General features: G+C 43.0%; 17 protein-coding genes. 4 read left to right on the top strand and 13 right to left on the bottom strand.

Annotated elements, in window-relative coordinates; translation table 11 throughout:
• Positions 1 to 3: 3 nt before the first annotated feature.
• The 13 genes from HUX74_RS09965 to HUX74_RS09905 form a co-directional block, all read right to left on the bottom strand.
• Positions 4 to 1,515 carry an ADP-ribosylglycohydrolase family protein gene (locus HUX74_RS09965; RefSeq protein ID WP_131225606.1) on the bottom strand — a complete coding sequence of 504 codons (1,512 nt, stop codon included), beginning with the start codon at positions 1,513 to 1,515 and terminating at the stop codon, positions 4 to 6.
• Positions 1,512 to 2,579 carry a DUF4434 domain-containing protein gene (locus HUX74_RS09960; protein WP_035447304.1) on the bottom strand — a complete coding sequence of 356 codons (1,068 nt, stop codon included), beginning with the start codon at positions 2,577 to 2,579 and terminating at the stop codon, positions 1,512 to 1,514. Before HUX74_RS09960 ends, HUX74_RS09965 begins: the two co-directional genes overlap by 4 nt.
• Before the next feature lie 21 nt (positions 2,580 to 2,600).
• Positions 2,601 to 3,704 (bottom strand): SGNH/GDSL hydrolase family protein, encoded by a 1,104-nt coding sequence (locus HUX74_RS09955; protein WP_035447306.1) that lies wholly within the window; start codon positions 3,702 to 3,704, stop codon positions 2,601 to 2,603.
• 10 nt (positions 3,705 to 3,714) lie between these two features.
• The gene (locus HUX74_RS09950) at positions 3,715 to 5,097 is read right to left on the bottom strand and encodes a DUF4434 domain-containing protein (RefSeq protein WP_131225607.1); all 1,383 of its coding nucleotides are present in this window, start codon (positions 5,095 to 5,097) and stop codon (positions 3,715 to 3,717) included.
• 67 nt (positions 5,098 to 5,164) lie between these two features.
• Positions 5,165 to 6,157 carry a metallophosphoesterase family protein gene (locus HUX74_RS09945; RefSeq protein WP_131225608.1) on the bottom strand — a complete coding sequence of 331 codons (993 nt, stop codon included), beginning with the start codon at positions 6,155 to 6,157 and terminating at the stop codon, positions 5,165 to 5,167.
• Between the two features lie 121 nt (positions 6,158 to 6,278).
• The gene (locus HUX74_RS09940; protein ID WP_131225609.1) at positions 6,279 to 7,697 is read right to left on the bottom strand and encodes a DUF5018 domain-containing protein; all 1,419 of its coding nucleotides are present in this window, start codon (positions 7,695 to 7,697) and stop codon (positions 6,279 to 6,281) included.
• A 37-nt stretch (positions 7,698 to 7,734) separates the two neighbouring features.
• Positions 7,735 to 9,324 (bottom strand): RagB/SusD family nutrient uptake outer membrane protein, encoded by a 1,590-nt coding sequence (locus HUX74_RS09935; protein ID WP_131225610.1) that lies wholly within the window; start codon positions 9,322 to 9,324, stop codon positions 7,735 to 7,737.
• A gap of 12 nt (positions 9,325 to 9,336) precedes the next feature.
• Entirely contained in the window at positions 9,337 to 12,453 is a 3,117-nt protein-coding gene (locus HUX74_RS09930; protein ID WP_131225611.1) for a TonB-dependent receptor, read from the bottom strand.
• 41 nt (positions 12,454 to 12,494) lie between these two features.
• Positions 12,495 to 13,673 (bottom strand): AGE family epimerase/isomerase, encoded by a 1,179-nt coding sequence (locus HUX74_RS09925; protein ID WP_131226426.1) that lies wholly within the window; start codon positions 13,671 to 13,673, stop codon positions 12,495 to 12,497.
• 77 nt (positions 13,674 to 13,750) lie between these two features.
• Positions 13,751 to 15,271 (bottom strand): ADP-ribosylglycohydrolase family protein, encoded by a 1,521-nt coding sequence (locus HUX74_RS09920; protein WP_057281532.1) that lies wholly within the window; start codon positions 15,269 to 15,271, stop codon positions 13,751 to 13,753.
• A 17-nt stretch (positions 15,272 to 15,288) separates the two neighbouring features.
• A complete protein-coding gene (locus tag HUX74_RS09915; protein WP_057281458.1) occupies positions 15,289 to 16,695 on the bottom strand; it encodes a sugar porter family MFS transporter in 1,407 nt (468 codons plus the stop codon).
• 28 nt (positions 16,696 to 16,723) lie between these two features.
• Entirely contained in the window at positions 16,724 to 18,148 is a 1,425-nt protein-coding gene (locus HUX74_RS09910) for a calcineurin-like phosphoesterase C-terminal domain-containing protein (RefSeq protein ID WP_172793031.1), read from the bottom strand.
• A gap of 11 nt (positions 18,149 to 18,159) precedes the next feature.
• Positions 18,160 to 19,239, bottom strand: coding sequence for a DUF4434 domain-containing protein (locus tag HUX74_RS09905; protein ID WP_117713773.1), 1,080 nt, complete (start codon positions 19,237 to 19,239; stop codon positions 18,160 to 18,162).
• Between the two features lie 325 nt (positions 19,240 to 19,564).
• Here HUX74_RS09905 and HUX74_RS09900 point away from each other — a divergent pair, with 325 nt between their 5' ends.
• The 4 genes from HUX74_RS09900 to HUX74_RS09885 all read left to right on the top strand — a co-directional run bounded on the left by HUX74_RS09900 (position 19,565) and on the right by HUX74_RS09885 (position 24,603).
• The gene (locus HUX74_RS09900) at positions 19,565 to 20,767 is read left to right on the top strand and encodes an ROK family transcriptional regulator (protein ID WP_174646598.1); all 1,203 of its coding nucleotides are present in this window, start codon (positions 19,565 to 19,567) and stop codon (positions 20,765 to 20,767) included.
• 476 nt (positions 20,768 to 21,243) lie between these two features.
• A complete protein-coding gene (locus HUX74_RS09895) occupies positions 21,244 to 22,395 on the top strand; it encodes a hypothetical protein (RefSeq protein ID WP_254592854.1) in 1,152 nt (383 codons plus the stop codon).
• Between the two features lies 1 nt (position 22,396).
• Positions 22,397 to 23,164: a M15 family metallopeptidase gene (locus HUX74_RS09890; RefSeq protein WP_138346086.1), complete on the top strand. Its 768-nt coding sequence runs from the start codon at positions 22,397 to 22,399 to the stop codon at positions 23,162 to 23,164.
• Positions 23,165 to 23,355: 191 nt separating this feature from the next.
• Positions 23,356 to 24,603: a class I SAM-dependent methyltransferase gene (locus HUX74_RS09885; protein ID WP_138346088.1), complete on the top strand. Its 1,248-nt coding sequence runs from the start codon at positions 23,356 to 23,358 to the stop codon at positions 24,601 to 24,603.
• Positions 24,604 to 24,764 lie beyond the last annotated feature (161 nt).

Raw genomic sequence — 24,764 nt, 5'->3', positions numbered from 1 at the left:
CTGTCATTTCGTTGTATAGGTTATAATTTCGGTAATCCATATCTTTCCGCCGGACACGGGATTTTTCCATTTAAAAGTCACTGCGTGCTTACCCACCGGACAGTCGTAGCAGAAGAACAACTCGCACTTCCGGTGATTGAGTTCCTGAGGCAAAGCAGTGGTCTCATGCAATTTCCCATCTATATACACCTCCATTTCGGCCGTATAGTCTGTCGGAAGAGCACCTGCGACGTACCCCTTCACCACCAGACCTGTGCCTACGAAAGTGAATGAATTCACCTCATCTATCGATTTTTCAACAGTAAGTTTGCCACTAACTTTCAGGTCCTCAAAGGCCACTTCCAACGCAACAGGACGAATATCCTCCCGCTTGATTTCAAAAGCATTCCCTATTTTCGCATTTCCATGCTTCCGGAGCATATCACAAGCATGTTTATAAGTCATTTCGTAAGCCTTGTTCAGACTTATGTCTGTATGAGAAAAAGGCCGGTCTTCCACCTCATACAAAGTCCCTTTCCAGTATTCGGGAATGTTGCTGTAACCTATCATGGTTCCCAATATACCTGCTGCCGATGCCGGGTTGCAGTCAGAATCCTGCCCAGCACGGGTAGAGATATCAATGGTTTTTGTAAAATCACCCTCTCCATAGAGCAATCCTAAAAGGATGTAGGCCCCGTTGATTTTCGTACCGATATTAAAAGAATTGTGGATGCCTTCGGGACAACTGATTTCTTCGCTCCACTTGTTCTGCAGTTCAAACCAAGTACGCTTCCAGTCATTGGGATATTTCTTGTGCCAACGAATGACATCGGACATGCACTTGTGAAAATCGCTTTCCTCCGGTATGATTTTAAGGGCTTCTTCCACAATATACTCCATATCATCACTGACATAGGCCAAAGAATACATGGCTGCAACATACACCCCCCCGTACCAACCTTCGCCATAAGACATGATGTGACCTACCTTATCGCAAATTTCAGCCGCTTGATTGGGCATCCCAGGCGACATAATTCCGGCAAAATCAGCCTCAATCTGGAAATCGATACAATGGGCATGAGGGTTGTTCTTCCAATGCCCGCTCTGAGGAGCTTTCATTCCTTGCAGCAGGTTATAGCGCGCTACCTGATTGGCATGCCACAAGGGATATTCCGTTCGCTTAAAGGCAACGGCAAACGAATCCACCGGAGCATCCAAACCGCATCTTTCAAAGACTTCGACAAATGTCAAATCTACATAGACATCATCATAAAGTCCCGGAAAGCTATCGTACCATTTTTTCACCATGTGTTCATTCCAAGGAATGGGAATATAATCCTGAATAATAGTTCCCAGGAATTTGAATTCGGTGGGACCACCATAACTGCACCCTAACGTTTGCCCGGCCCAAGCACCTTTCACCTTATCCTTCAGCACTTGCTCTGACAAAATTCTCTTTTCGTTCTTTTTAAAAGCAGCTTTTACTTCAAAGGTACCAAACAGAACCAATAAAGTCAAGAGAAACACTTTTTTCATTCACACTTCTTTTGATAATGATTATACCATTCTGTATATTGCTCATATAATTTTATAGAATCCGGATGCCCTGCCACAATATCTGTATCAGGTTTGTTCATAATGCCCAAATATTGATAGCAGAGCACCTTATCCACATAAGGGGACACAGCTTCCAGCTGCCTGATAATGCGTTTGCCAAAATCAGCAGGAAGCAAATTACCACCGGTTCCATCCTCAAAATAAAACAATTCGACATCTGCCCACAAACGAGCCCTGCAAGCTTTTTCATGCGCCTTATACAATATTTCATAGAACTTGGCCGAGTCTTCCAATGAAGTATGGTTCACTCCCACCCCGTCCTGATAGGCTATGATATCAATATTCATCTTCTCCAACTGACGAACAAAATGATCATCAAAACGGGCTTCCTTGATAAAATAAGGGGCTATCAGGTTCACACAATTGGGCGTCAGGCGTTGGGCAAATGCCGCAGTCTCATTGACATAGTTCACACAAGCATCCACAAAATAAGGTTGCAGCATGGCTTCATTCGGAAAATACCACCCATAAAAACACGCATGATGACTGTACCTCTCAGCTATCTCTTCCATCGCCTGGAAACGAACTGTCTGTACTCCCTTGTCCAACATCATGTTGTAAGCATCTAAATCGCCCCAAAAATCATTGCTGACAAAAAATTTGATACCACATTCATCTGCCGCAGAAAGGACAGCTTCCAGCGGGTCATCACACCCCATTGGAATCCGAGGAGCAATTTTAGAAGGATAGAAGGGTTTGCCGGCACGAGCCACTCCCATCAAAACCAAATACTCCATACCGACCTCACGGATTTCAAACACCTTCCTGCGCCATTGGTCGGCAGTAAAATGGGCCAATGCTTCATTCCAATACCCGCCTTCGGCTGCCGAATGTTGAAATTCAAACCAAGAGCCCGAAATAGGCTTGGTCTTCTTGTCCGAACACAATGTGGTGGCGGCAGCAGGAACTGCATGCATAGCTTCGGGTATGGTCACAGCCACACTTCCCAAGCCTAAATATCTTATAAAATCACGTCTTCTCATCTCTTGTTCTTTTTTTCTGTTTTACTCAATAATTTTATCAGCCAATTCCCACCCCATGAGGGTCGAGATATAAGGAATTATCCACATAGCCATTTTCCTATGTCCACTGTATCCGGGATGCCAGGCTGCACCCAAATCTGTTGTCCTGTTATAAAGTCCTTCATCCAGCCTCAGCAGAAAGAGTTTCGGATCATTCAATTCAGACACTATTGTTTCATAATAACTGAACACCGGAGCCTGCATAGCAACCGGATAAAGGCAGAGAATAGGAATATTCCCATAATGCTCGCGCAACTGTGCTATTATCTGCATATAAGCTTTTACAAACTCTCTCTTGTAAGGATGCGGTTCTGTAGAAAAATCGTTCGAGCCTAAATTTATAACCACCAAATCCGGTCGATAGCCCGTGAAATTCCATTTAACAGTAAGGTCTTCATCAAGAGTATTTAGCATTCGGTCTTTCATCGTTACTTTCGACACCCTCACCGAATCACCGTAGTTACGGGCTACTCCTCTGCCCGAATGGGCAACCAACGTATAATCGGCATCATAATAGCGGGCTACCATGGCTGCAAAGGCATGATTACAGTTTTCCGTTTCCACCCCAAAAGGCTCATCACGGTGCCTACCATCCACCCCATACCCACAAGTAAGCGAGTTGCCGATAAACTCAATATGACGGGTACGCACAGTAGGACTTGCCTGCAACTGTCCCGAAGCAGAGAGCACAAATCGGTGGATGGTTGTCTTTCCAAACTCTCCCTCAGAACGTTTTTGCATCCTCAAGCTATGAAGACGCTTATCTATCCCCGACACCACATTAATTAGAGTATCTGTCCCGCACACCTTTACAACCCGGTGCAGTTCATCATCCACAAACACATTGTAGTAGCTTGTTCCGGTTTCAGAGACTATCAAAGAGAGTCTTCCGCCCGTAAAACGAGTCTCCCAATAGGTGCCCACCCAATCGAAAGATACCGACCCGTCCGAGGAAACCAGCGTTCTGCCAACATATCTCACGGCCGGATCATTCCCTTTGAAAACCTTGCCACAACTCTTAGCAGCAAGCTCCGACAGGCAACACATCTCTATTAGGATAAACAGGTATAGATAACAGCGCTTCATCACTTTCTTTTTATTTACGTGTTTTATTCCTATATTTCAGTTCTTTCAAATATCTCATATACCCATTGAACAAGTTGATTGTACGCGCTTCGCCCACACGGATAGACATCTCCGGATCGTTGAAAACACCGGGGAACTGATAGCAAAGGATCTTCTCGAAATTGTCAAACAGATTCAAATCATGAATAATCTGCTCTATAGGACGGGGATACAAAGAATTGTCCGGATTGAATAGAAAAGCCTCAAGATCGAACCACAAGTGCGCATTCGCCTCATCGCAAACCTTCTGCAACAAATCGGCAGCCTCTTTGCCGCTTATATCGGTTGCCGGCATACGTGCAAAGCCGAATGGACAAAGAATATCCAGATATTTCAATAATTCCGGATAAGTATCCATCCCAACAGGGACATCAAAACTATTAGTGGCAAGCATTATGGGTTTCTCAGGAGCTAAAGCACTACAAAACTCCTTAAATTCCTTGAAGAAATGTACTATTTCAACTTTTCTTTCCTTACTGCGTTGTGGATCTGGTTCCCAGTTATTTAGGCCCCCACCACTTTCTTCGGATACATAGAAAGCATAAAAAGACTCATGATGCCCATACATATCCCACAGTTCTTTGGCAACCCGTTTGTGCCATTCCAAGGACTCGGGGGTAAAGTCGAACCAAGCGAACATACCAACCCCCATCAATACTTGCATTCCTTGCTTATCCGCTTCCGAGAGAATGGCTTCGATAGGATCTTCAGCTGCAATGTCCATACGGCCGGGATATAATTTAGAAGGATAGAAAGCCTTCCCCGGATAATCCTCAACGGTAGTAGAACTTCCGATATAAGCTTGATGGCGAAATACTTCCTGAATTACCACCATATCCATCTCAATCTTGTGCATGGAACGAATCATCTCTCTCCAATGGTCATCGGTCATCTTTTTGATATCTTGATTCCAGTGCTTACCTTCCTCTTCACTCCAATGATAAATACCCGTCCATGCACCGGAAATCTGTTGTATAGAACGAGTATCCAAATTGATAACCTCTACATGCTGAGCCTTCCGATACACTCGTTTTCCGTCAGAAACCTTCAGAATAACTTTATGCTTACCGACTTTATCTTGCATAGGAAGTACAATTTTAACCATGTCCGACTGTCCTGCAGCTATCTGCAAAGTAGTATCACACAGTAAAGCGGATGTTTTTTCCTTACCCCAATACAAAGATACACGATAGGTCCGTAAAGAATTACCATGGTTTACAATTCCTCCCCGGATATCCAAATTAATTTTATTTGATATTTTCCCGGGAGGAATCAACGTCAATCCCACTCGCTCATCTGCATGTGTGTAGAAGACCGACAGTAATGAGAAAAGAATTAAAAATATATATTTCATAATTTATTATTTTATGCTTTTGTTCTCTAAATAATCATTCTATATTCGCAGGCTTGCAATACTTAAATCAATAAAAACTACTTGGGTAAGTTACAGCAGACTCAATCTCATTATTGGCAAGCCGGATATACGTATCAAACTTACGCTCACCCTCATGTAGTACTATAATGCGAGCTCCATTAAAAGCCAAGTCATTATAGACTGTATTGCCACCCGTGTAACGACCATAAGCTAATAAGACATCTTTATATGTAACTGCATAATCATTATTATGATCATGCCCGACGAAAATACCTATTACATCACCGCATTCTTTTACAGAAGTGAAAAAGCCGGAATTGGTAGTTGGACAGCATACCATTTCTGCCTTGCAACCAAACATGCGGTTTTTATCTTCCATCAATGCATCTTTAAATTCAGGAATAGCAATATGGAAGAAAGCCAATGCAGGCAAGGGGGTACTGTCATTGTTTTCTGTAAACTTCTTACTTTGCTCACGATACCAAGCTATCTGATTAAATTTAATCCAGTCATAACCCGGAACAGAATTTATCTTTGTATAAGAGTGTGAGTCAATACAATAGAATAAGGCTGCATCTTTGTTCTTCTCTTTAGAAGATTTAATTTGCAAAACATAATCCGAGTTATCTACGCCAAGACCTTCCGGCATCAGACAACCTTTCTTTTTGGATATATAATCATACAACTCCTGACGGGTACGATCATATTCATCATCATGATTACCAAAAACTACAGCGTATGGAATATTACGACGGATACACAAATCCAATACAATGTCCCAGCCTTTTAAAGCTTCGTTAGAAACAACAACATCGCCCGTAAAAACCACACAATCCGGATGTTCTGCATCCAAGACTTCATTTATACAATCGACAGCTCTTTGGGAATTTGCCTGATCATCGTATTTATAATGTACATCGGTGAACTGTACCACCTTAAATTTTCCGTCACGATTGAATTTTAAGTTATTCTGTTGTGACCAAACCGTATAAACATTGAATAACACACACAAACAAAAAAGTATTTTCTTACACATCATTTTTTCATCGGTTATAAATAGGTGCAATAAAGCAAAATCATTATCTATTTTAAAAGAATCAATAGGCAGAGCCCACTTGAAAAGACGAGCTCCCGCCTATTGACTACTTACTAAATAAAGGTCATTGACGATACCAAGTCATCTTGTAGACACGTACATGAGCTTCAGCAGCCGAAGAACCAACTAAACCTGTAGCTATGTAAATATCATAACCTGTAGCAGTTGGTTCAATCTTGGTAGCTACATCCCCCCAGTCACTATAATTGGTCGTATATCCAGGGGTATCTTCACCTTTGAAGAGACAGAACCTATCATAACCTGCATCATTGGGTCCTAATTCCATATGTTCCGGATTCGTAATATCAAATACTCGCAATGTAGACGGACCACCCGACCATGGATCAGCATATTCATCGACCAAGGCCAAATATGTATCGTTTTCTACATTGAATACATCAAATCCTAAAATACGATAGAAGTGGTTATCTTGATTCAAACTAGTAACTTCAAATGAAGAGGTAAACATACTGAACTTACTCATCAGTTCTGGATGCTCTTCCGGATTACCGCTACGACGATTAACAGCAATATAGTGATCAGAATCATCGTCCAAAGTAGCACGTTCAATCATCGGAGCAGAGGTCCAATTGCCACCAGCAGGACCATAACGGAGTATATTGGGTTTAGAAGCAGGAGTCTCCAACTGTCCGTCAACCAATTTCCAATAATATACTTCCATTTTGTTTGGACAGGTACCATAAATGTAAGCAATACCTTTGGTAACATCTCCCTTGACACTGAAGTTATGTCCCAAGTCATCCGGACAACCATCATCCGCTGTATAGTTTAAGATATTAATATGTTCTTGTGTTTCTTCAGAATAAAGATAAACCATGAAACCTGCACTATACACATTTTCTCTATTAGTCAAGAGATGTCCTGCATCATCAGTACGAGCACGCATCATAAAAGAACTTGCAGACTCAATATCCTTCACAAAAGCTCCCGTTTCACGATTATATAATTTAATATTACCATCATATACTTGTACAGCTAAATAGTCTTTCCACAAAGCTAGCCCGGTAGGATTATGAGTAGCCTGCATTGTTTCTCCACTCTGTCCCCACAACTTAGCATACTTAGTCTTCGGAGGAGTAGGCACTACCCTAATCGTATTGTGATGCTCGTTACCCAATGCATCTACAACTGTAATGGGATAAGGTTCTGTGAAATCCATTTCTCCGCCGACAGCAGGAGTCACATAACAATTATGTTCAACAATTACTGTACATACCAGACGAGTCACATCTAAAGGATTCTCGTCCGTAGTAGGTACCTTGACTATGATTTCTTCATTTTCGGCATAAGGACCGACCTTAGTAGCATTATACTTAGCCGGATTACCTGGCACCTGTATGGTAACACTTGTCAGACCACTAACTTGAGCGATATGACCTGTTTCGTAATCAGGAGACTCACATGATGATATAGCCACCCAACACAAACAAACAATTGCCGATAGCTTACTTAATATTTTCATTGTAATCTATTTTTTCTGTTAATACACTCTACTATTATTACTTCCATTCATCAAACTGCTGAATAGACGTATTTTGCTGAATCTCCTCAATAGGAATTGGAAATCTGTTATATCGGTCATACCAAACTCTTTTCTTGCCTCCATCAATATCAACTACTTCATACTTAAATTGATTTTCAGCAACTTTAATAGGTCTCACACCATGCATATTAACATCATTCAACAAAGTGGTTCCAAGTTTCCAACGACGAATATCCCAAAAACGATGACCCTCGAAAGCTAATTCAACCATTCTTTCGCGACGAAGAAGCTTCATGAATTCAATCTTCGTTGAAGCCGTCAAATCCTTAGTAAATCCGGCTCTTCGTCTCACTTGATTCAAAGCATCCAAAGCTGGTTCTAATTGATTTTGCATGGCCATTGCTTCTGCGTAAATCAACAAGACTTCAGCATAACGCATATAATAGTAGGTCAAATCAGACTGATCAGAAAAACTGCAACCTTTAGGTTGAATTCCTTCTTTCAACAGCTTACGCATGTAGTAGCCGGTACAAGTAGTACCACCGCCTAAGCCAAAACCGTCCACACTGCCTTCATAAGTGTAAAGCGTTTCACCTTTCCATTGACAACCATTATAAAGAATACTGGCATAAAAACGAGGTTCCCGACCTTCATACGGATTAGCTGCCATTTCAGGATTATTCCAGTCAAAATCACGACCATCGGCCATTTGATAAGAAGATACCAAATCTTCTGTCGGGGAAATCTGTGCATACCCAGCATCACTAGGTGGACAATAATAATAGTCAAAAGAATAAGTGAATCTATTCTTTAAATAGCCAAATTCGATCACACTCTCTTTATTTTTCACGGGTTCCAGACGAGAATTGTTGAATAACTTACCATAATCTTCATACAATTCATAGTCTTGACTCATCACTTGAGCAGCAGCATCGGAAGCATCTTTCCACCGCTCTGCATACAACATAGCACGTGCCAACATACCATATGCAGCTCCGCTAGTCAAACGCCCCAACTCCACTTTTTCTTTGGTTGGCAAATTATCGGCAGCAAATTTCAAATCATCATAGATGAACTGCCAACCTTCTTCTGGAGAACAAAGAGGATGATTCTTTTCACCTAATTCTGGTAATTGCTTATAGACAACGTATTGTCCACCATAACGTTTTGCTAAATTAAAGCAAGTTACTGCTCGAAAAAAACGCACTTGAGCCTCGGCCTGAATAAGTACATCATTGGAAAAATTAGAACTATTCTTAGCTAAATTTTCCAAAAAACGAGTACAAGACAATTGCCACGTATGACCATTTTCCCAAGTATCAAAAAGATTACTTGTAGTTCCTATAGGCATCGATCCAAAAACAAATGAATTATAATCGTCTGTAGGATTATTTACTTTTAATATATCAGTACTAGCCTCTTCACCTAGGCCATAATATCCACCCACCAATGAATAATAACCATTTATATAGGTATTCAAGTTTGTTTCATTGGCAAAAATAATATCAGAAGGATATTGCTTAGTCAGTATAGGATCAATATCACAACTAGATAAAATCAAACAAGTAGATGCGAATACCGTAAATATTTTCTTTATAGATTTCATCTTATCAAGTTTTTAGAAAGTAATATTTAAACCAAATTCATACGTACGCTGTTGTGGATAATACCCTTGGTTTACCCCAGGCATCTCAGGATCCATATAATCCAATCCACAGAATGTAAGCAAGTTACCACCACTCACATAAGCACGAATACTTTTAAATCCAGCTTTCTCTGTTAGTTTTTTAGGAAGTGTATATCCTAATTGCAAAGATTTCAAACGCAAATATGTACCATCTTTCACCCACCAAGAGGAGAATCTACCACCATTTTCACGCGATGCAATCCCTAAACGAGGAAATTTTGCATTGGGATTATCAGGCCGCCAAGAATTTTCTACCAAATAATATGGGGTATTACCATCATCATAAAACGGCTTTGTATAGAAAGTATTATCACGGACACCACTACCGTAAATACCGCACAAATTCACATCGAACATAGCAGCACCTTGCCAGAACATATTAAAATCAAATCCTTTCCATTCAGCACCTAAGCTCAAGCCAAACATCATTTCCGGCGTACTGCTACGACCAATAGGCACCATATCTTGATCCCAAGTAATCTGACCATCGCCATTGATATCCTTCAATTTGATATCACCGGGTTTGGTATCAGTAGAACCTTCAAAAACAGCACTGTGAGCAATTTCTTCCTCTGATTGGAACAAACCTTCAGCTACAAAGCCCAAATACCGTCCCAAACGCTGACCTGTCTGACGCTTATAAGTTGGGATATTAGCATCCTCAGTAACTTTCAGAATTTTATTCCGTGCCCAAGACAAATTACCTCTTACATGATAGTTAAAATCACGGATTTTATTGTGATGAGTCAATACCAATTCAAAACCACGGTTATCATGCGAACCATAATTGATATAAGCAGGATAGAAAGATCCCAAAGAAGGTGGAAAGAGGCCTGACTGCGTTTCCAAAGAACGAGTAGTTTTCATGTAGAAAACATCAAACTCAACCCCTAACAGTCCATTCCACATGCTAGATTCAATACCGAAGTTATAGGTATCAGTCAACTGCCATTTTAAGTCCGGACAAATCGGACCACTCATACCCATATCCTTCAAAGCATTGGTTCCAAATACAACTACAGGGTCTGCAGACAATGAAGCTGTAGAGAAATAAGTCATTGTACTTTCGATAGAACTGTCACTTCCTAGACGACCTATAGAAGCACGAATCTTCAAATTATCCATAAATGGCACGGCTTCTTTAAAGAAATCTTCTTGAGAAACACGCCATCCAATAGAAGCCGCTGGGAAGACCCCCCAACGATTACGTTTTGGAAGAGCTGTAGATGCATCGACACGACCTGTAAATTCGAACAAATACTTCTCATCATAACCATAATTAAACCGCATTACATAGCCTGCGCGTTTATCAATACTATGACTACCTTTTACCAATGTTTCAATAACCTTAGAACCATAACTCATATCCATGATATCCGTTATGGGAAAGTCTTCTCTACCTGCAGAAATTCCTTCATAATCTTCCCGTGCAAATTCATACAAGAACAAACCTGATACTTCATGCTTGCCAAATTTATTATTATACTCAAGAGTAGGTCTGATAGTGTAGCGCTGTTGTGAACCATACCAATGTGAGACAGATGCCATTGAACAAATCCGACCTTTTTCCACTTTACCTTGATGCGTAGTTTGATTCCATGAGAAAACATCGTACGGTGTCATAGTGGCTTTAGTCATTGAATGACTCTTCAAAAACGCAGCATCCAATTTAGCTGTAAGACCTTTTAAAGGTAATTTATATTTCAAAGAAATATCGCCTTGGAATTTTGTACTCTTACTTGAACGTTCACCAGACAAGTCTCTTGCAGCAATCGGATTGTTATTTCCTTGTCCATCTGTATTGTAACTAGCAATAGGCATACCATCCTTGGTATATGGCTTCAAATATGGATAAGACAACATAGCTTGCACAAAAACACCTGCATATGCATTTGGCTCTACAGAAGCACCTGGAGAACGTTGATCATCAACAAAACCAGATAAGTTCAATGAAAAATCCAAATTTTCTGTTACTTTGGCATCAATATTAGAACGAAAGTTATACTTATCATAAGAAGTATTCTTCACAACGCCTTCTTGATTGAACGCACCCAAAGAAGCAAAAAACCTAACACGTTCATTACCGCCTGAAACAGATACAGTATTTGTATAAGTAGGAGCCACATTTTTGAAAAGCATATCAAACCAATCGGTATTACCATAAATTTCTTCATCCGGGCCAGGATTCGTGATACGTTCTATATCTTCCGGAGAAAAGCGCAGGTTTTCTTCAGCTACTCCATCCATCAACTGAGCCTTGTTGTACCAATAGGCATAATCTGGACCATTCAAGAACTTCGGGAAGCTAGTGTTTTGACTCAATGTAACCGATGAATTCAAAGTTACAGTAGGTTTCTGGATAGAACCACGCTTAGTAGTAACCAAAATAACACCAGCAGCTGCACGCACACCATACACAGCAGCCGCAGTAGCATCCTTCAAAATAGTAACTGATTCTACCTCATCGGCATTGAAATTTGGGAAATAATCCTGAATCACTCCATCCACTACTACCAACGCACTACCATCACCAGCACCTTCACCACGAATATACAGACTAGAACCATCTTGACCCGGCTGACCACTGCTCTGTTTAGTAATCAAACCCGGCAGACGACCAGCCAACATATTAGAAAGAGTTCCACTCGGAGCTTTTTTCAATTCTTTATTACCAACCTGAGCAATAGAACCTGTTACACTGATTTTTTTCTGTGTACCATAGCCTACCACCACCACTTCATCCAACAATTCGGAATCCTCTTTCAAAACCACTTTCAAAAGCTTTCTATCTTTCAGAGCAATCTTTTGAGTAGTATATCCCACATAAGAAAAGATTAACGACACTTTAGTATTGGGCACAGTAATCGTGAAATGACCATCCACATCTGTCACTGCACCAGTCTTGCGATTCTCTGTAAAAACAGATACACCTATCAACGGATTATCCATCTCGTCGAATACACTACCCTCTACCTTCACTTGGGCACTTGCACCTAAACTTACCAAAGTGAATAATAAGAATAGCCAACAAAAATACTTGTTTTTCATTTTAACTAGAATTTAAAATCGAACAATTGAGTTAGTTTTCATTATTGCTTATCCCAAACGATCTCTTCCAAGGTCTTCCAGCATTGATAAAGTCCTCTGGGAACATGAAAGCATCCTTTCCATTTACCACCCTTCAAAGATAGCAGAACTTCACCTCTACGATTCAGATAGCCAAACCATTCCGGATGTTCTTGATCCTTAAAATGCGTCCATACATAACCATGTACTTTTTCAAACCATTCCAAACATTTTTCGTCTCCGGTCAACCGATAACCTTTAAGCAATGAAATCAGCGTCTCTATATGCACCCACCAAAGTTTCTGATCCCACTCTAATTGCTGGGGGGGGCATCCCTTGCAATCCATGAAATAATAGATACCGCCAAATTCATTATCCCAACCATATTCCAACATCTTCAAAGCCGTGTTCTTAGCCTTCATTATCAATTCCGGGCGTTTCAACCGCTTACCTAAATCCATGATAAACCACATGGCTTCAATAGCATGCCCCGGAGTAACCTGACGTCCTTCAAAACAGTCTACCAAACTATTGTCACCATTTAGGTTCTCAACAATAAGTCCTCCAAGTTCCGGACGCAAGAACACCTCCATCACCTCGTGGATGCACGTATCCATTGTTTCCACCAAAAAATCCTCGTCAAGCAAATGCTCAATTTCTAATGCCAAGTTACATAGAATCATAGGCAAAGCAAAGCCTTTAAGATCTCTTGTTCCCGGATGAAGCTTATTCCATTTTCCTTTCGGATTATCAACTTTCGACAAAACAATGTCAAAAGTCTTTTTAGCTATATCTGCATACTCTTGATTTCCGGTGGCCAAACTCAGTTGCCCGAATGCCATCGTTGCAAAAGTGTATGAAAAGATATTATAAGGCTCTACCAACGGATGTCCTGCACGGTCCAATGAAAAATACCAGTTGTAATTCCCATCGTGCCCGTATTTCTTCAAGAACTCACCACCCTGAATGGCACAATCAAGCCACTCCTGACGCTTCTCCACCCTATTGTAAAGTATGGAGAACATCCATACTTCCCGGCCTTGCAGCCAGATAAATTTATCCGTGTCGAAAACATTCCCCTCCCGATCCAGACAAGTAAAATAGCCACCGTATTCGGTGTCTTGGGAATGATTCAACCAAAAAGGAAGAACATTATTCATAAGTTCGTCCTTATACTGATTCGCCAATTTCTTAAAATCCATCATCTTCATTCTTTTTTAAATAGGGCTGGGAACGTTTTTTATCCGGCATGCATCTAAACCAGCCCTTTACATTCACATTATTTATCTGTTGTATAAGAAATTACATCTCTTACCCAAATATCTGCTCCTTCAACGGGGTTTACCCATTTACAAGTCACGGTATATTTGCCATAAGACTGTACATAATTAAAGAACAACTCATGCTTACGGTGATTATACTTCAGCGGAAGCTTGCATACCTCAATCAATCTATCATTGAAATACACTTCCAGTTCAGCAACGTAATCTTCGGGCACATTCTCACCTTTCAATTCACCTTTAATGACAGCCCCCACACCTTCAAATTCGAAGGTCGGGAAATTAGCAATCCAATTCTCCACTACCACTTTTTTATCAACTTTCAAGCCTTCGAAGCTAATCTCCAATTGTGCAGGTTCCAGTTCTTGAAAACAGATAGTCACCTCATCGCTTCCAACTTTTCCACCGTTTTTTTCTATCATTTGTAAAGCGTGCCCAAAACTCAATTCACATCCTTTATTAAAGCTCACTGTATTATTGAAAGGAATATCTTCGACTACAGTCAGCTCTTTTCTGAATTTCTCAGGAATGCGATTATACCCAATCATTGTTCCCAAAATTCCCCCGGAAGAAGCCGGATTACAATCTGAATCCTGACCGGCACGTGTAGAAATATCAATCGTCTTCTCAAAGTCACCCTGCCCGTAGAGAAGCCCTAAAATGATATATGCACCGTTCACATAAGTCTCAATATTGAAAGGCATCTCAACCCCATCTGGACAAGCAATATCATTGGATCCCCATTTTTTCTCTATTTCTTCCCAACATTTTTTCCAATCCTCTGGATACTGTTTATGCCAATTTATAACATCAGCCATGCATGCATGAAAACGACTTTCCCGAGGAATAGACCTCAACGCCTCCGTCACAACATACTCAACATCATCGCTCACATAAGCCAAAGAGTACATGGCTGCTACATATACACCACCATACCAGCCATCGCCATACGCCATGATGTGTCCTACACGATCGCAAATTTCAGTAGCACTATTTACCATACCTGGAGCCATGATACCTGCAAAATCCGCTTCAATCTGAAAATCCAGACAATTGGCATGGGGATTATTTTTCCAATGCCCGCTGGCGGGAGGAGTCAAGCCATGAAGAAGATTGTAACGGGCCATCTGATTGGCATGACACAAAGGGTATTCTTTAGCCAAAAAGGCTGTGGCAAAAGAATCGGCCGGAGCATCCAAACCGCATCTTTCAAAAGTCTCCACAAAAGTCAAGTCGACATATACATCGTCATAAAGGCCGCCACCACCATCGTACCATTTTTTAATTTCACCCGGTCCCCAAGGCATCACTATCGAATCCGGAATCATAGTAGACAGATAGCGGAACTCTGTAGGACCTCCATACGTACAGCCGATAACCTGACCGGCCCAAGCACCTTTTACTTTATCAAACAGAGCATCTTTTGATAGAGTAAGATTCAAATTCTCGTTTTGAGAACCACCACATGAGCATAAAGTTGCCACCAAACAACCACTCAATAAAATTTTTCTAATTTTCATCATATCTATTATTAAGGTCAATTTTTTGTTTTCATCCAATAACGTTCAATCTCTTCCAATGATTTTCCGGTGGTCTCCGGCACCAGTTTCCAAACTATCAGCATGTAGGGAATACACATGGCAGCAAACAGGAAGAATGTTCCGGCGGGGGTAAGATTTTGGAGCATCCAGGGGGTAAGCTGCCCAATCAAGTATGTACCTATCCACAATGCAAAACCGGCAATGGACATGGCCAGTCCACGCACCCGGATTGGATACATTTCGGAAAGCAATACAAACACGACTGCGCAAATGGAAACCGCACAGCAAAACACATAGAACAAAAAGAAAACTAGCAGGAATAGGCTTGAAATGCCCCATGATTCTCCGGCAATAAAATAAAAGCCTATCAATACCAATGAAAGAATCATGCCTGAAACACCGTAATACACCAATTTCTTACGACCCACTTTATCAATAATGGCAAGAGCCAGTACAGTAGTCAGGGTATTGACTAGCCCCACCAACACCTGATAGAACAAGGAATCGCCACCGGAAAGGCCAGCCCCTTCAAAGATGGAAGGACCATAATACAAGACTGCATTCACTCCCATAAACTGTCCGAGGATGGCTATACATACACCAATAATAACGGCTTTCATAATACCCGGCGACAAAAGCAAGGACCACTCTGATTGGGTTTCGGAAGTAAGAACAGACTTCGTTTCGTTCAATTGCACCAACGCTTCTTTGGAAGAGCTGTAAATGTGCTCCAAAATATTGACCGCACGTTCTTCACGATTGCGGACAATCAGCCAACGCGGACTTTCCGGAATAAAAAAGACAATGGCAAAGAACAGCAAAGCAGGCAAAGTCTCCATTCCCAACATTCCTCTCCATACTTCATTCACAAAAATCCAGTTAAACCAGCTATCGGCAGCTCCTGCATGGGTCTCAGCATACATAAGCAACTGATAATTCATTAGATAAGCTCCTAAAAAGCCAATGGTAACCGCTAATTGATAAAGTGATACCAAGCGTCCACGATACTGAGCTACCGACACCTCGGATATATAAAGAGGGGATACAATGGAAACCACACCGATACCTACACCTCCGACAATACGGTAAACCACCAACTGATTGAAATCTGCACATACCGCACAACCGATAGCAGACATGGAAAAGAGTATGGCCGACAGAATCATGGTACGTTTACGACCAAGCTTGTCACTTAAAATACCAGCAAAGAGCACTCCTACAATGGAACCTATCAACGCACAGCCCACATACCACCCTTGCGACATGGTATCTAAATTAAACTGAGCGGTTACCTTGGCAATGGTACCGGAAATGACTGCTGTATCATATCCGAAAAGAAATCCTCCCAAAGCAGCCACAACAGACAAGAAAACTACATAACCAATATTGACCGAAGATTTCATAGTATAAAATTTATCGATTAAATTCAAATTATTCTTTTACAAGTTGCTTATAAACAGTACCGAAGCGATCGGTCACCAGTACTTCTATGCGAGCCTTTTTATCTTTAGGAACAGCCTTAAACAAATGATTGGTAGGAAAAGCATTCACCCAGAGTGCACCCATCTTTTCACGATCGGAAAAAGCTTCTACAGCAGCCGGATCCAAACCTTTACAACGGGTCATCTCACCCATACAAGTACCATTCTCGAACCACTCTACCTTCCACTGCTCATCCCAATTCCAGACATTGGCCAGCACTTCTTCGGGAAACTCTTTCGAACTACCCGGAGCATAAGCCTGAAACTGGTATTCCAGCGGATAATCTACCGCTTTGTAGTGCCACTTCACCTGATTACCATCTACCTCATAAAGTCCAAAGCCTTGGGGGGTACCGTCAGAACAAAGCATGGATTTCCAAAAACCTGCACATACAGCAGCTGTATTGTGTTCCATTAACCGGTCGTTGAACACCACGTTACCGTTCACATGGGTATGTCCGGTAATGAGGTGTGCCTCATGGTCTTTCAGCAAATCATACAGACTATTGGCATTGCTTGTCTCGTCGGGTAGCAAGGCATTGAACTTGATGTCCTTGGTAGTGCTGGAAGGAATATGCATCATTACAAATACCAGATGATCTTTCGGCACCAAAGCCAAATCTTTCTCTATCCATTGCAGTGTACGTTCATCAATGTAACCTATATAACGATAATCCCTATTGATATAAAAACAATTGTCTAGTATAATATAATGTGCCTTTCCACGATTGAAAGAATAATAAATGGGACCAAAATAGTCCTCATAGGTCTTGTATGAATGTTCAAAAGAACGTACACCCATTTCCATATCATGATTTCCTATGATACGGTAAACAGGCAATCCCAGACCGCCAGACACTTGAATGTAATCTGGGTATAAACCAGGAGTATTACCCACAATGTCACCACAATCCAACACGAAGGCATCACGCTCCTTGGCATACTTTTCCATAAAGGCTCGTGCCTTACCTACATAAGAACGATAACTGTCTAAATGCTCCTGACAGCTGACTTGCACATCAGTCTGTACCATAAACACATGCTTCATATCATCTTTCAGATTCCTCTTCAATTCAAAATCATACTTTAAACGGCCTTTCTTAAGCGGGAAAAAGAAAGCGATATGCCCACCACCCTCTTGCGGCAGATAACCTGCAGGCGTGGAAAGATATACAAACCGAGCATCCCGGTTGCGCGGCAACTCATAACGGCCCTGAGCATCAGTCAGCACCACGTCAAAACCATCTGTCACCACAACACCAGCAAGCCCTTTGCCTTTACAAGTCACCACGCCTTCAACGGGATCTGGATAAATTGCAGCCTGCATGATTGAGACAACCAAGAACAGACAACAACTGCAAAACAATCTGAGCATAAAATTCATAATCACTTAATATTGAAATATTCCTTATACCTATTATACAAGTGTCCTGCCTGCAAATATGCTGATTGGGGACTCATAAAATGAGAAAACTCAAAAGTGATGGCCTTGTCATAACCGGCTCGCTTGGCAGCCTCCAGCTTCATCCGTAACTTGTCAAACTTAATAGGCAAAAAGTCGATGGGCATGTCACGATCAAAGGTTTCAGCGTTTGTCCAACATTTCATGCCATACTTATCAGCCAGCTTTTTGTTCACCGTAAAGAAAGCATCCAGTTCATCGTAATCGATATGTCCGTCCTGAAAAGCACAGGCGTCAACCACATCATGAATGCCATCGAAAATTTCATTCCACTCCCTTTCATGCTCCTGAACAGAAACCGCATCCTCCTTTGTCAACTTATCTGTACCCATCACGGCCTTTTTCCCGTCAATCCACGGAGAAATAAAAGTCGGCAAACCGCCGGAGACATCCTTGCATTGTTTGCCCATCGCATGAAAGGCATCAATGGCACCCTTCGTCTTACGGCTTATCTCACCACTGATATACCATCCGCCGAAACTCTTGTACTTCTCACCGTACCTGCTCCACACCTCATCAATCACATACTTGTTATCCTCAACCTCCCACGAAAGGTCACCGGTATCCCAGTACTTGCCCGAATCATATAAACCAAAATAGAACTTCATGTGATATTTCCCCGCCAGCCGAAGGAACATGTCCAACAAATCGACGGAAGGCATATAACACCCTTTGCCCAGCAAATGCGCCGAAGGATAAGTAATGAATTTGCGATAACCCGACCGGATCATTATGACCGTGTCAATTCCAATACTCTGCATATACCGGAAATCCTGATCCCATTCCCTTTCCCCCCAATTCTGATGGGGAATATCATGGGATATCTCATCCAAGAACGTGCCGGTAATTTTAAGTGCATCGCCCATGGGAACTAGCATGGAAGAGGCAGACTCTTGAGAAAAGAAGCAATCCCCATCACCCTCTCGCCCCAACAATGAAGGGGCCATGAATGCAGACGCACCGAACAAAGCGGTCCTCTTTAAAAAATCCCTGCGTGTTTTCATTATTAATAAAATTAAGATCAACCATTATATATTAAACCTATCGAATACACTTTTTTAAGATAAAAAATCAATTATGTTTTTCATTGTTTTAGATATTAATTGTTATTATTCAATTATCACGCTGCAAATATAGATATATTTATTATATTTGCAAGACTTAATAAAGTATTTAATTAATAAATAACCTACAATTAATATATATTAACGCGTAATTACAAAATAATTTACATAATAACAAATCAAATACATAATATTTCAGAATAATAAATCCACATTTATTAATATAATAAACAAAATAGAGTAAATAACATAAAAATACATACATATGAAACAGAACTTATTAAAAGAAATGGAAACCGGGAGCAAGAATGCACTCTTAAAAAAAAGGATCATCACACATTATATATATAATGGGAGCTCCACTATTACCGATTTGGCCAAGGAACTCGATCTGAGTGTGCCCACAACCACCAAATTCATCAATGAAATGTGTGAGGACAACTATATAAACGACTATGGGAAACTGGAGACCAGTAGCGGCCGCCATCCAAGCCTATACGGACTCAACCCGGAATCAGGATACTTCATTGGAGTGGACATTAAGAAATTTGCCATAAACATCGGACTGATCAATTTCAAGGGGGATATGGTGGAAATCAAGATGAACATACCATACAAGTTCGAAAATACACAGGAAGCTTTGGAAGAACTGTGTGCACTCATCCGAAACTTCATAAAGGGAATGGAAATCAACGACAAGAAGATAATGAACATCTGCATCAACATCTCCGGAAGAGTAAATCCGGAATCAGGATATAGTTTCAGCATGTTCAACTTTTCAGAGCGTCCTTTGGCGGATGTACTGAATGAAAAGATAGGATACCCGGTCTGCATAGACAACGACACAAGGGCCATGACCTATGGAGAGCATATGCAAGGATGCGTCAAAGGGGAAAAGGACATCATCTTTGTCAACATAAGCTGGGGACTCGGAATCGGCATCATCATAGACGGGAAGGTATACACGGGAAAATCTGGATTTTCCGGAGAATTCGGGCATGTCAATGTTTTCGATAATGAAATACTGTGCCACTGCGGCAAAAAAGGATGCCTGGAAACGGAAGCCTCAGGATCGGCACTACACCGCATCCTGTTGGAAAGAATCGGTAGCGGAGAAAGTTCCATACTATCAAAACGGACTGCAGAAAATCCGCCCACCTTGGATGAAATCATCACCGCAGTCAATAAAGAGGACTTGCTATGCATTGAGATAGTGGAAGAAATAGGCCAAAAACTGGGAAGGCAAATAGCTGGATTAATAAGCATATTCAATCCGGAACTAGTAATAATCGGGGGTACACTATCATCAACAGGAGACTATATAGTGCAGCCTATCAAAACGGCAATAAGGAAATACTCATTGAATCTGGTCAACAAAGACGCCACGGTGACTGTTTCCAAGCTAAAAGACAAGGCTGGAGTAGTTGGGGCCTGCATGCTGGCACGGAGCAGAATGTTCGAAATTTAAAACGACCATTGCCAGCATAATGGGATTGACAAAGAGTATACCAAGAACGCAACTATCATATGCAAAAATATTGAAAAAGCGAGTCAGTAGTTGGTTACTGATAAAAGCACAGAATAAACCAGCATCATGATAACCGATTTCCAATACTGCCTCATATTGTGGAATTCGAAAATGCAGATTATTAAACTGTCAATAAAGAGAAGATGGAATCTATAGGATATACTCGGAAATATTACGAACATAACAAAGATTTGGGAAAGTATACCCTAAGATAAGGACAGAAAAGCAAGAAGCCATCATTACGGGTATCTATATTACTATAATTCCCTATCTGTAGCCTGCGTAGTGGGTTTAGGTGACGGAAAGAGGTTGTGGCAATCACAATCTCTTTCTTTTTATGATACATGGGGCAAGCTGTTGCATTTCAGATAAAATCCTTTACCTTTGCCGGCAAACACATTTATCAAGATATCAGGATGAAGAAAGTACTTAAATTGGCCGGAGGATTCATGGTCGGGGCATGCATCGGCTTTGTAGGAATAATAGGTGTAAGAGTCCTGGTTTTGGGAGACTCGTTCGACGGTTTACACAGCAAGTTTGCCGAAACCGGCATGCTGGAGACAGTAGGAGTTTCCTTGTTAGCCATACTGATTCTGCTGTTCTCCATCTTCCTGCAAGTGCTTCTGCACGAAGGCGGGCATCTTGTCTGCGGACTGGCAACCGGCTACCGCTTCGTCTCCTTACGCATCTTCAACCTTACCTTCATACGGAAAGACGGGAAATTATGCATCAAGCGTTTCAGCCTTACCGGAACGGGAGGCCAATGCCTGCTTACCCCACCCGAAAGGACTCTTGAAGATATCCCGACCACCTTGTACAACCTGGGTGGAGTGCTTACCAATCTGCTGACCGCCATCCTTGCCTTCCTCCCCCTGCTGACCGTAGACGGGCTGCCTTACCTGCTGAAATTCTTCCTTCTGATGCTCTCTCTAATTGGCATTCTCCTTGCAGGGATGAACGGCATCCCCATGAAGATGGGCGGCATCGGCAATGATGCCGACAACATGCGCCTGCTTCTCAAGGACAGCAAGAGCAAGCAGGCACTGGTCACCCAGCTGCGCATCAACGCACTGGCGCAAGAGGGCATGCGTCCTAAGGACATGCCTGCCGAATGGTTCAGCCAAACGGAAGACATCAACTACAAAGATGCCCTGCAGGTCACCATAGCCTTGATGAGCGCCTCACGCCTGCTCGACTGCGAAAAATGGGAAGCCGCCTACAATGCATTCGAGAAAATAATGAGTCACCGGCACGAAGTCATCGGACTTTTGATAAAGGAAAACGCTTGCGAGCTGCTCTTCACCGCACTGGTGACAAAGAGGACCGCACGGGCAAAAGAATTATATACCGATGAGCTGGATACCTACATCCGGCAATACAAGGATGTGACCTCTTCCAAACAGCGGTTGCTCTGCGCCCTGGCGCTCTACCGGGACAAGGACACAGCAAAGGCAAAGGAGATTTACGAAGCCACCTGCCAACGGAAAAACAAATACCTGATGCAGGGAGAAGTACATTCGGACATAGCCTTGATGAAATCAATCCTTACCGCCAAGAACGCCTTGTAAGATGGAACGATATTTCTTTTACTCGTTATATCTGCTGCTTGGCTGCTCACTATACGGTTGTAGCGGAAAACAAGCGCCAAAGCAGATACAAAACCCGGGTACGGAAGCCACCATCCCGTACGCCGACACCGTAGCGGCATCCGTCCCTCCGGCTCCAGCCAAAAGCCTGACAGCCCGCTACCTGGACTCCCTCGGTTTCGTCAACATCGCCGAAGCGGACAGCAGCATCGCCATCGACTTGATGTACACCCGTGCCGACAATTTCACCGGAACCCTATTGTACGAAGACCTGAAAGAAGCCTACCTGCACCCCGATGCCATGAAAAGCCTGAAGCAGGCACAACGCCTGCTGAAAGAGCGGCGCCCCGGCTACAGCCTCATCGTCTACGACGCAGCACGCCCCTTGTCCGTACAGCAGAAGATGTGGGACGTAGTGAAAGGAACCTCCAAATACATCTATGTCTCCAACCCCTCGCGCGGCGGTGGCCTGCACAACTACGGACTGGCAGTGGACATCAGCATACTCGACGATAAAGGAACCCCTCTGCCCATGGGCACCCCGATAGACCATCTGGGCAAGGAAGCCCACATCACGGAAGAAGCCACGCTCGTGGCACAAGGCAAGCTGACGGAACAAGAACGTGAAAACCGCCTGCTGCTCCGGCAGGTAATGAAAGAAGCCGGATTCCGCCCGCTATCCAGCGAATGGTGGCACTTCAATCGCGTCGGCAGGCAGACGGCGAAGGAGCGATACCGGGTCATCCCTTAACTCTCACCCCCAGCTTGTCCGAAAACTTAATTTTGCTATCGCTTTGACGCAGATGACACGGATTTTAATCTTCTTAATCTGCGTAATCAGCGTCATCTGTGTCTGAAAAATAATCAGACAGAAAGCTACGAATTCATGCCTTACTTTGCCCTTTTTGAGATAACTTTGCATCAGAATAAATAAGCCAAGCCATGCCTTTATCCCAAGACACCCTCCGTTTCATTCGCGAGCATCGTCGCGACGACGTGCGCAGCCTTGCTTTGCAGGCACGCCGCTACCCTTCGGTAGACATGCCCGCTGCCATCACACAAATTTCCGGCTGGCAGGTTGCCAAAGAGAAAATACCCGCATGGGCGAAGAACGACGACATCCTCTACCCCGCCCACCTCTCATTGGAGCAATGCTCCTCCCAAGCAACGGCACAGTATAAAGCGGAGATCATAGCTAACCTGCTATGCACAGAACAAGAGCATCCCGCGAAGGACAGCGCCCCTGCACCAGCCGCCACTTTTACCGACCTCACCGGAGGTTTCGGCATCGACTGCTCCTTCCTCTCCTGCTGCTTCGGGCACGCCACTTACGTAGAGCGCCAGGAAGCCCTCTGCCAGATAGCCGCACACAACTTTCCTGCCCTCGGCCTAAATCACATCTCCGTCTGCCACGCAGACAGCGTCCGCCATCTGCAAGAGATGGAACCCGTAGACTGCATATTCATAGACCCTGCCCGCCGCGACGGACACGGCGGAAAGACCATAGCCATCGGCGACTGCGAACCCGATGTAGCCACCCTGGAAGACCTGCTGCTCCGGAAGGCACGGCACGTACTGATAAAACTCTCCCCCATGCTCGACCTCACCCTTGCCATGAACGATTTGAAACATGTCCGCCAGGCACACATCGTCTCCGTAGGCAACGAATGCAAGGAGCTGCTGCTCTTGCTGGGACAAGGCGGAAGCCTGCCAACAGACGACGTCCCCATCCATTGCGTCAACTTCACCTCCGCCCCGGCTCCCCAAACCCTTGTCTTCACCCGCGGGCAAGAGAAAGAGTGTGCATGCCCCTACACTCCTCAACTGAAATCGTACCTCTACGAACCGAATGCCTCCGTGCTGAAAGCCGGAGCGTTCCGCAGCCTTTCCTTATTATATAAGGTTAAAAAGCTGCATCCCAACAGCCACCTCTACACTTCGGACAGCCTCCTTCCCGACTTCCCCGGCCGCAAGTTCCGAATCTCCTCCTCCTGCGGCTTCAGCAAGAAAGAAATGAAAGAGATGTTGGCTGCCGAGAAAAAGGCGAACCTCACCGTACGCAACTTTCCCGCCACCGTTGCCGAACTGCGCAAACGGCTGAAACTGGCCGAAGGGGGAGACTCTTATCTCTTTGCCACTACCCTGGCAGACGAAAAGAAGGTACTTATCCGCTGCCAGACTACCGGATAAGACACCAAACCCTATATCTTTCCTTGCACAAGATGTACATCTCATACTGTTCGAGATGTACATATCATGCAGTCTGAGATGTGCATCTCGTGCATCCTTAGCATTAGTCTGCCAGACGACGACAAAAAGAGATAGCGCCGAAAGAGTACTACCTCCAAGAG

The organism is Bacteroides sp. Marseille-P8574, assembly GCF_902825465.1.
GTDB lineage: Bacteria > Bacteroidota > Bacteroidia > Bacteroidales > Bacteroidaceae > Bacteroides > Bacteroides uniformis.
Note: the sequence above shows the minus strand (reverse complement) of the source record. Positions and strands in the feature narration are given on the sequence as shown.

Bases quoted from the DNA above. Each gene is read 5' to 3' on its own strand.
- HUX74_RS09965 (WP_131225606.1), bottom strand. From the start codon at position 1,515: ATGAAAAAAGTGTTTCTCTTGACTTTATTGGTTCTGTTTGGTACCTTT.
- HUX74_RS09960 (WP_035447304.1), bottom strand. From the start codon at position 2,579: ATGAGAAGACGTGATTTTATAAGATATTTAGGCTTGGGAAGTGTGGCT.
- HUX74_RS09955 (WP_035447306.1), bottom strand. From the start codon at position 3,704: ATGAAGCGCTGTTATCTATACCTGTTTATCCTAATAGAGATGTGTTGC.
- HUX74_RS09950 (WP_131225607.1), bottom strand. From the start codon at position 5,097: ATGAAATATATATTTTTAATTCTTTTCTCATTACTGTCGGTCTTCTAC.
- HUX74_RS09945 (WP_131225608.1), bottom strand. From the start codon at position 6,157: ATGATGTGTAAGAAAATACTTTTTTGTTTGTGTGTGTTATTCAATGTT.
- HUX74_RS09940 (WP_131225609.1), bottom strand. From the start codon at position 7,697: ATGAAAATATTAAGTAAGCTATCGGCAATTGTTTGTTTGTGTTGGGTG.
- HUX74_RS09935 (WP_131225610.1), bottom strand. From the start codon at position 9,324: ATGAAATCTATAAAGAAAATATTTACGGTATTCGCATCTACTTGTTTG.
- HUX74_RS09930 (WP_131225611.1), bottom strand. From the start codon at position 12,453: ATGAAAAACAAGTATTTTTGTTGGCTATTCTTATTATTCACTTTGGTA.
- HUX74_RS09925 (WP_131226426.1), bottom strand. From the start codon at position 13,673: ATGGATTTTAAGAAATTGGCGAATCAGTATAAGGACGAACTTATGAAT.
- HUX74_RS09920 (WP_057281532.1), bottom strand. From the start codon at position 15,271: ATGAAAATTAGAAAAATTTTATTGAGTGGTTGTTTGGTGGCAACTTTA.
- HUX74_RS09915 (WP_057281458.1), bottom strand. From the start codon at position 16,695: ATGAAATCTTCGGTCAATATTGGTTATGTAGTTTTCTTGTCTGTTGTG.
- HUX74_RS09910 (WP_172793031.1), bottom strand. From the start codon at position 18,148: ATGCTCAGATTGTTTTGCAGTTGTTGTCTGTTCTTGGTTGTCTCAATC.
- HUX74_RS09905 (WP_117713773.1), bottom strand. From the start codon at position 19,239: ATGAAAACACGCAGGGATTTTTTAAAGAGGACCGCTTTGTTCGGTGCG.
- HUX74_RS09900 (WP_174646598.1), top strand. From the start codon at position 19,565: ATGAAACAGAACTTATTAAAAGAAATGGAAACCGGGAGCAAGAATGCA.
- HUX74_RS09895 (WP_254592854.1), top strand. From the start codon at position 21,244: ATGAAGAAAGTACTTAAATTGGCCGGAGGATTCATGGTCGGGGCATGC.
- HUX74_RS09890 (WP_138346086.1), top strand. From the start codon at position 22,397: ATGGAACGATATTTCTTTTACTCGTTATATCTGCTGCTTGGCTGCTCA.
- HUX74_RS09885 (WP_138346088.1), top strand. From the start codon at position 23,356: ATGCCTTTATCCCAAGACACCCTCCGTTTCATTCGCGAGCATCGTCGC.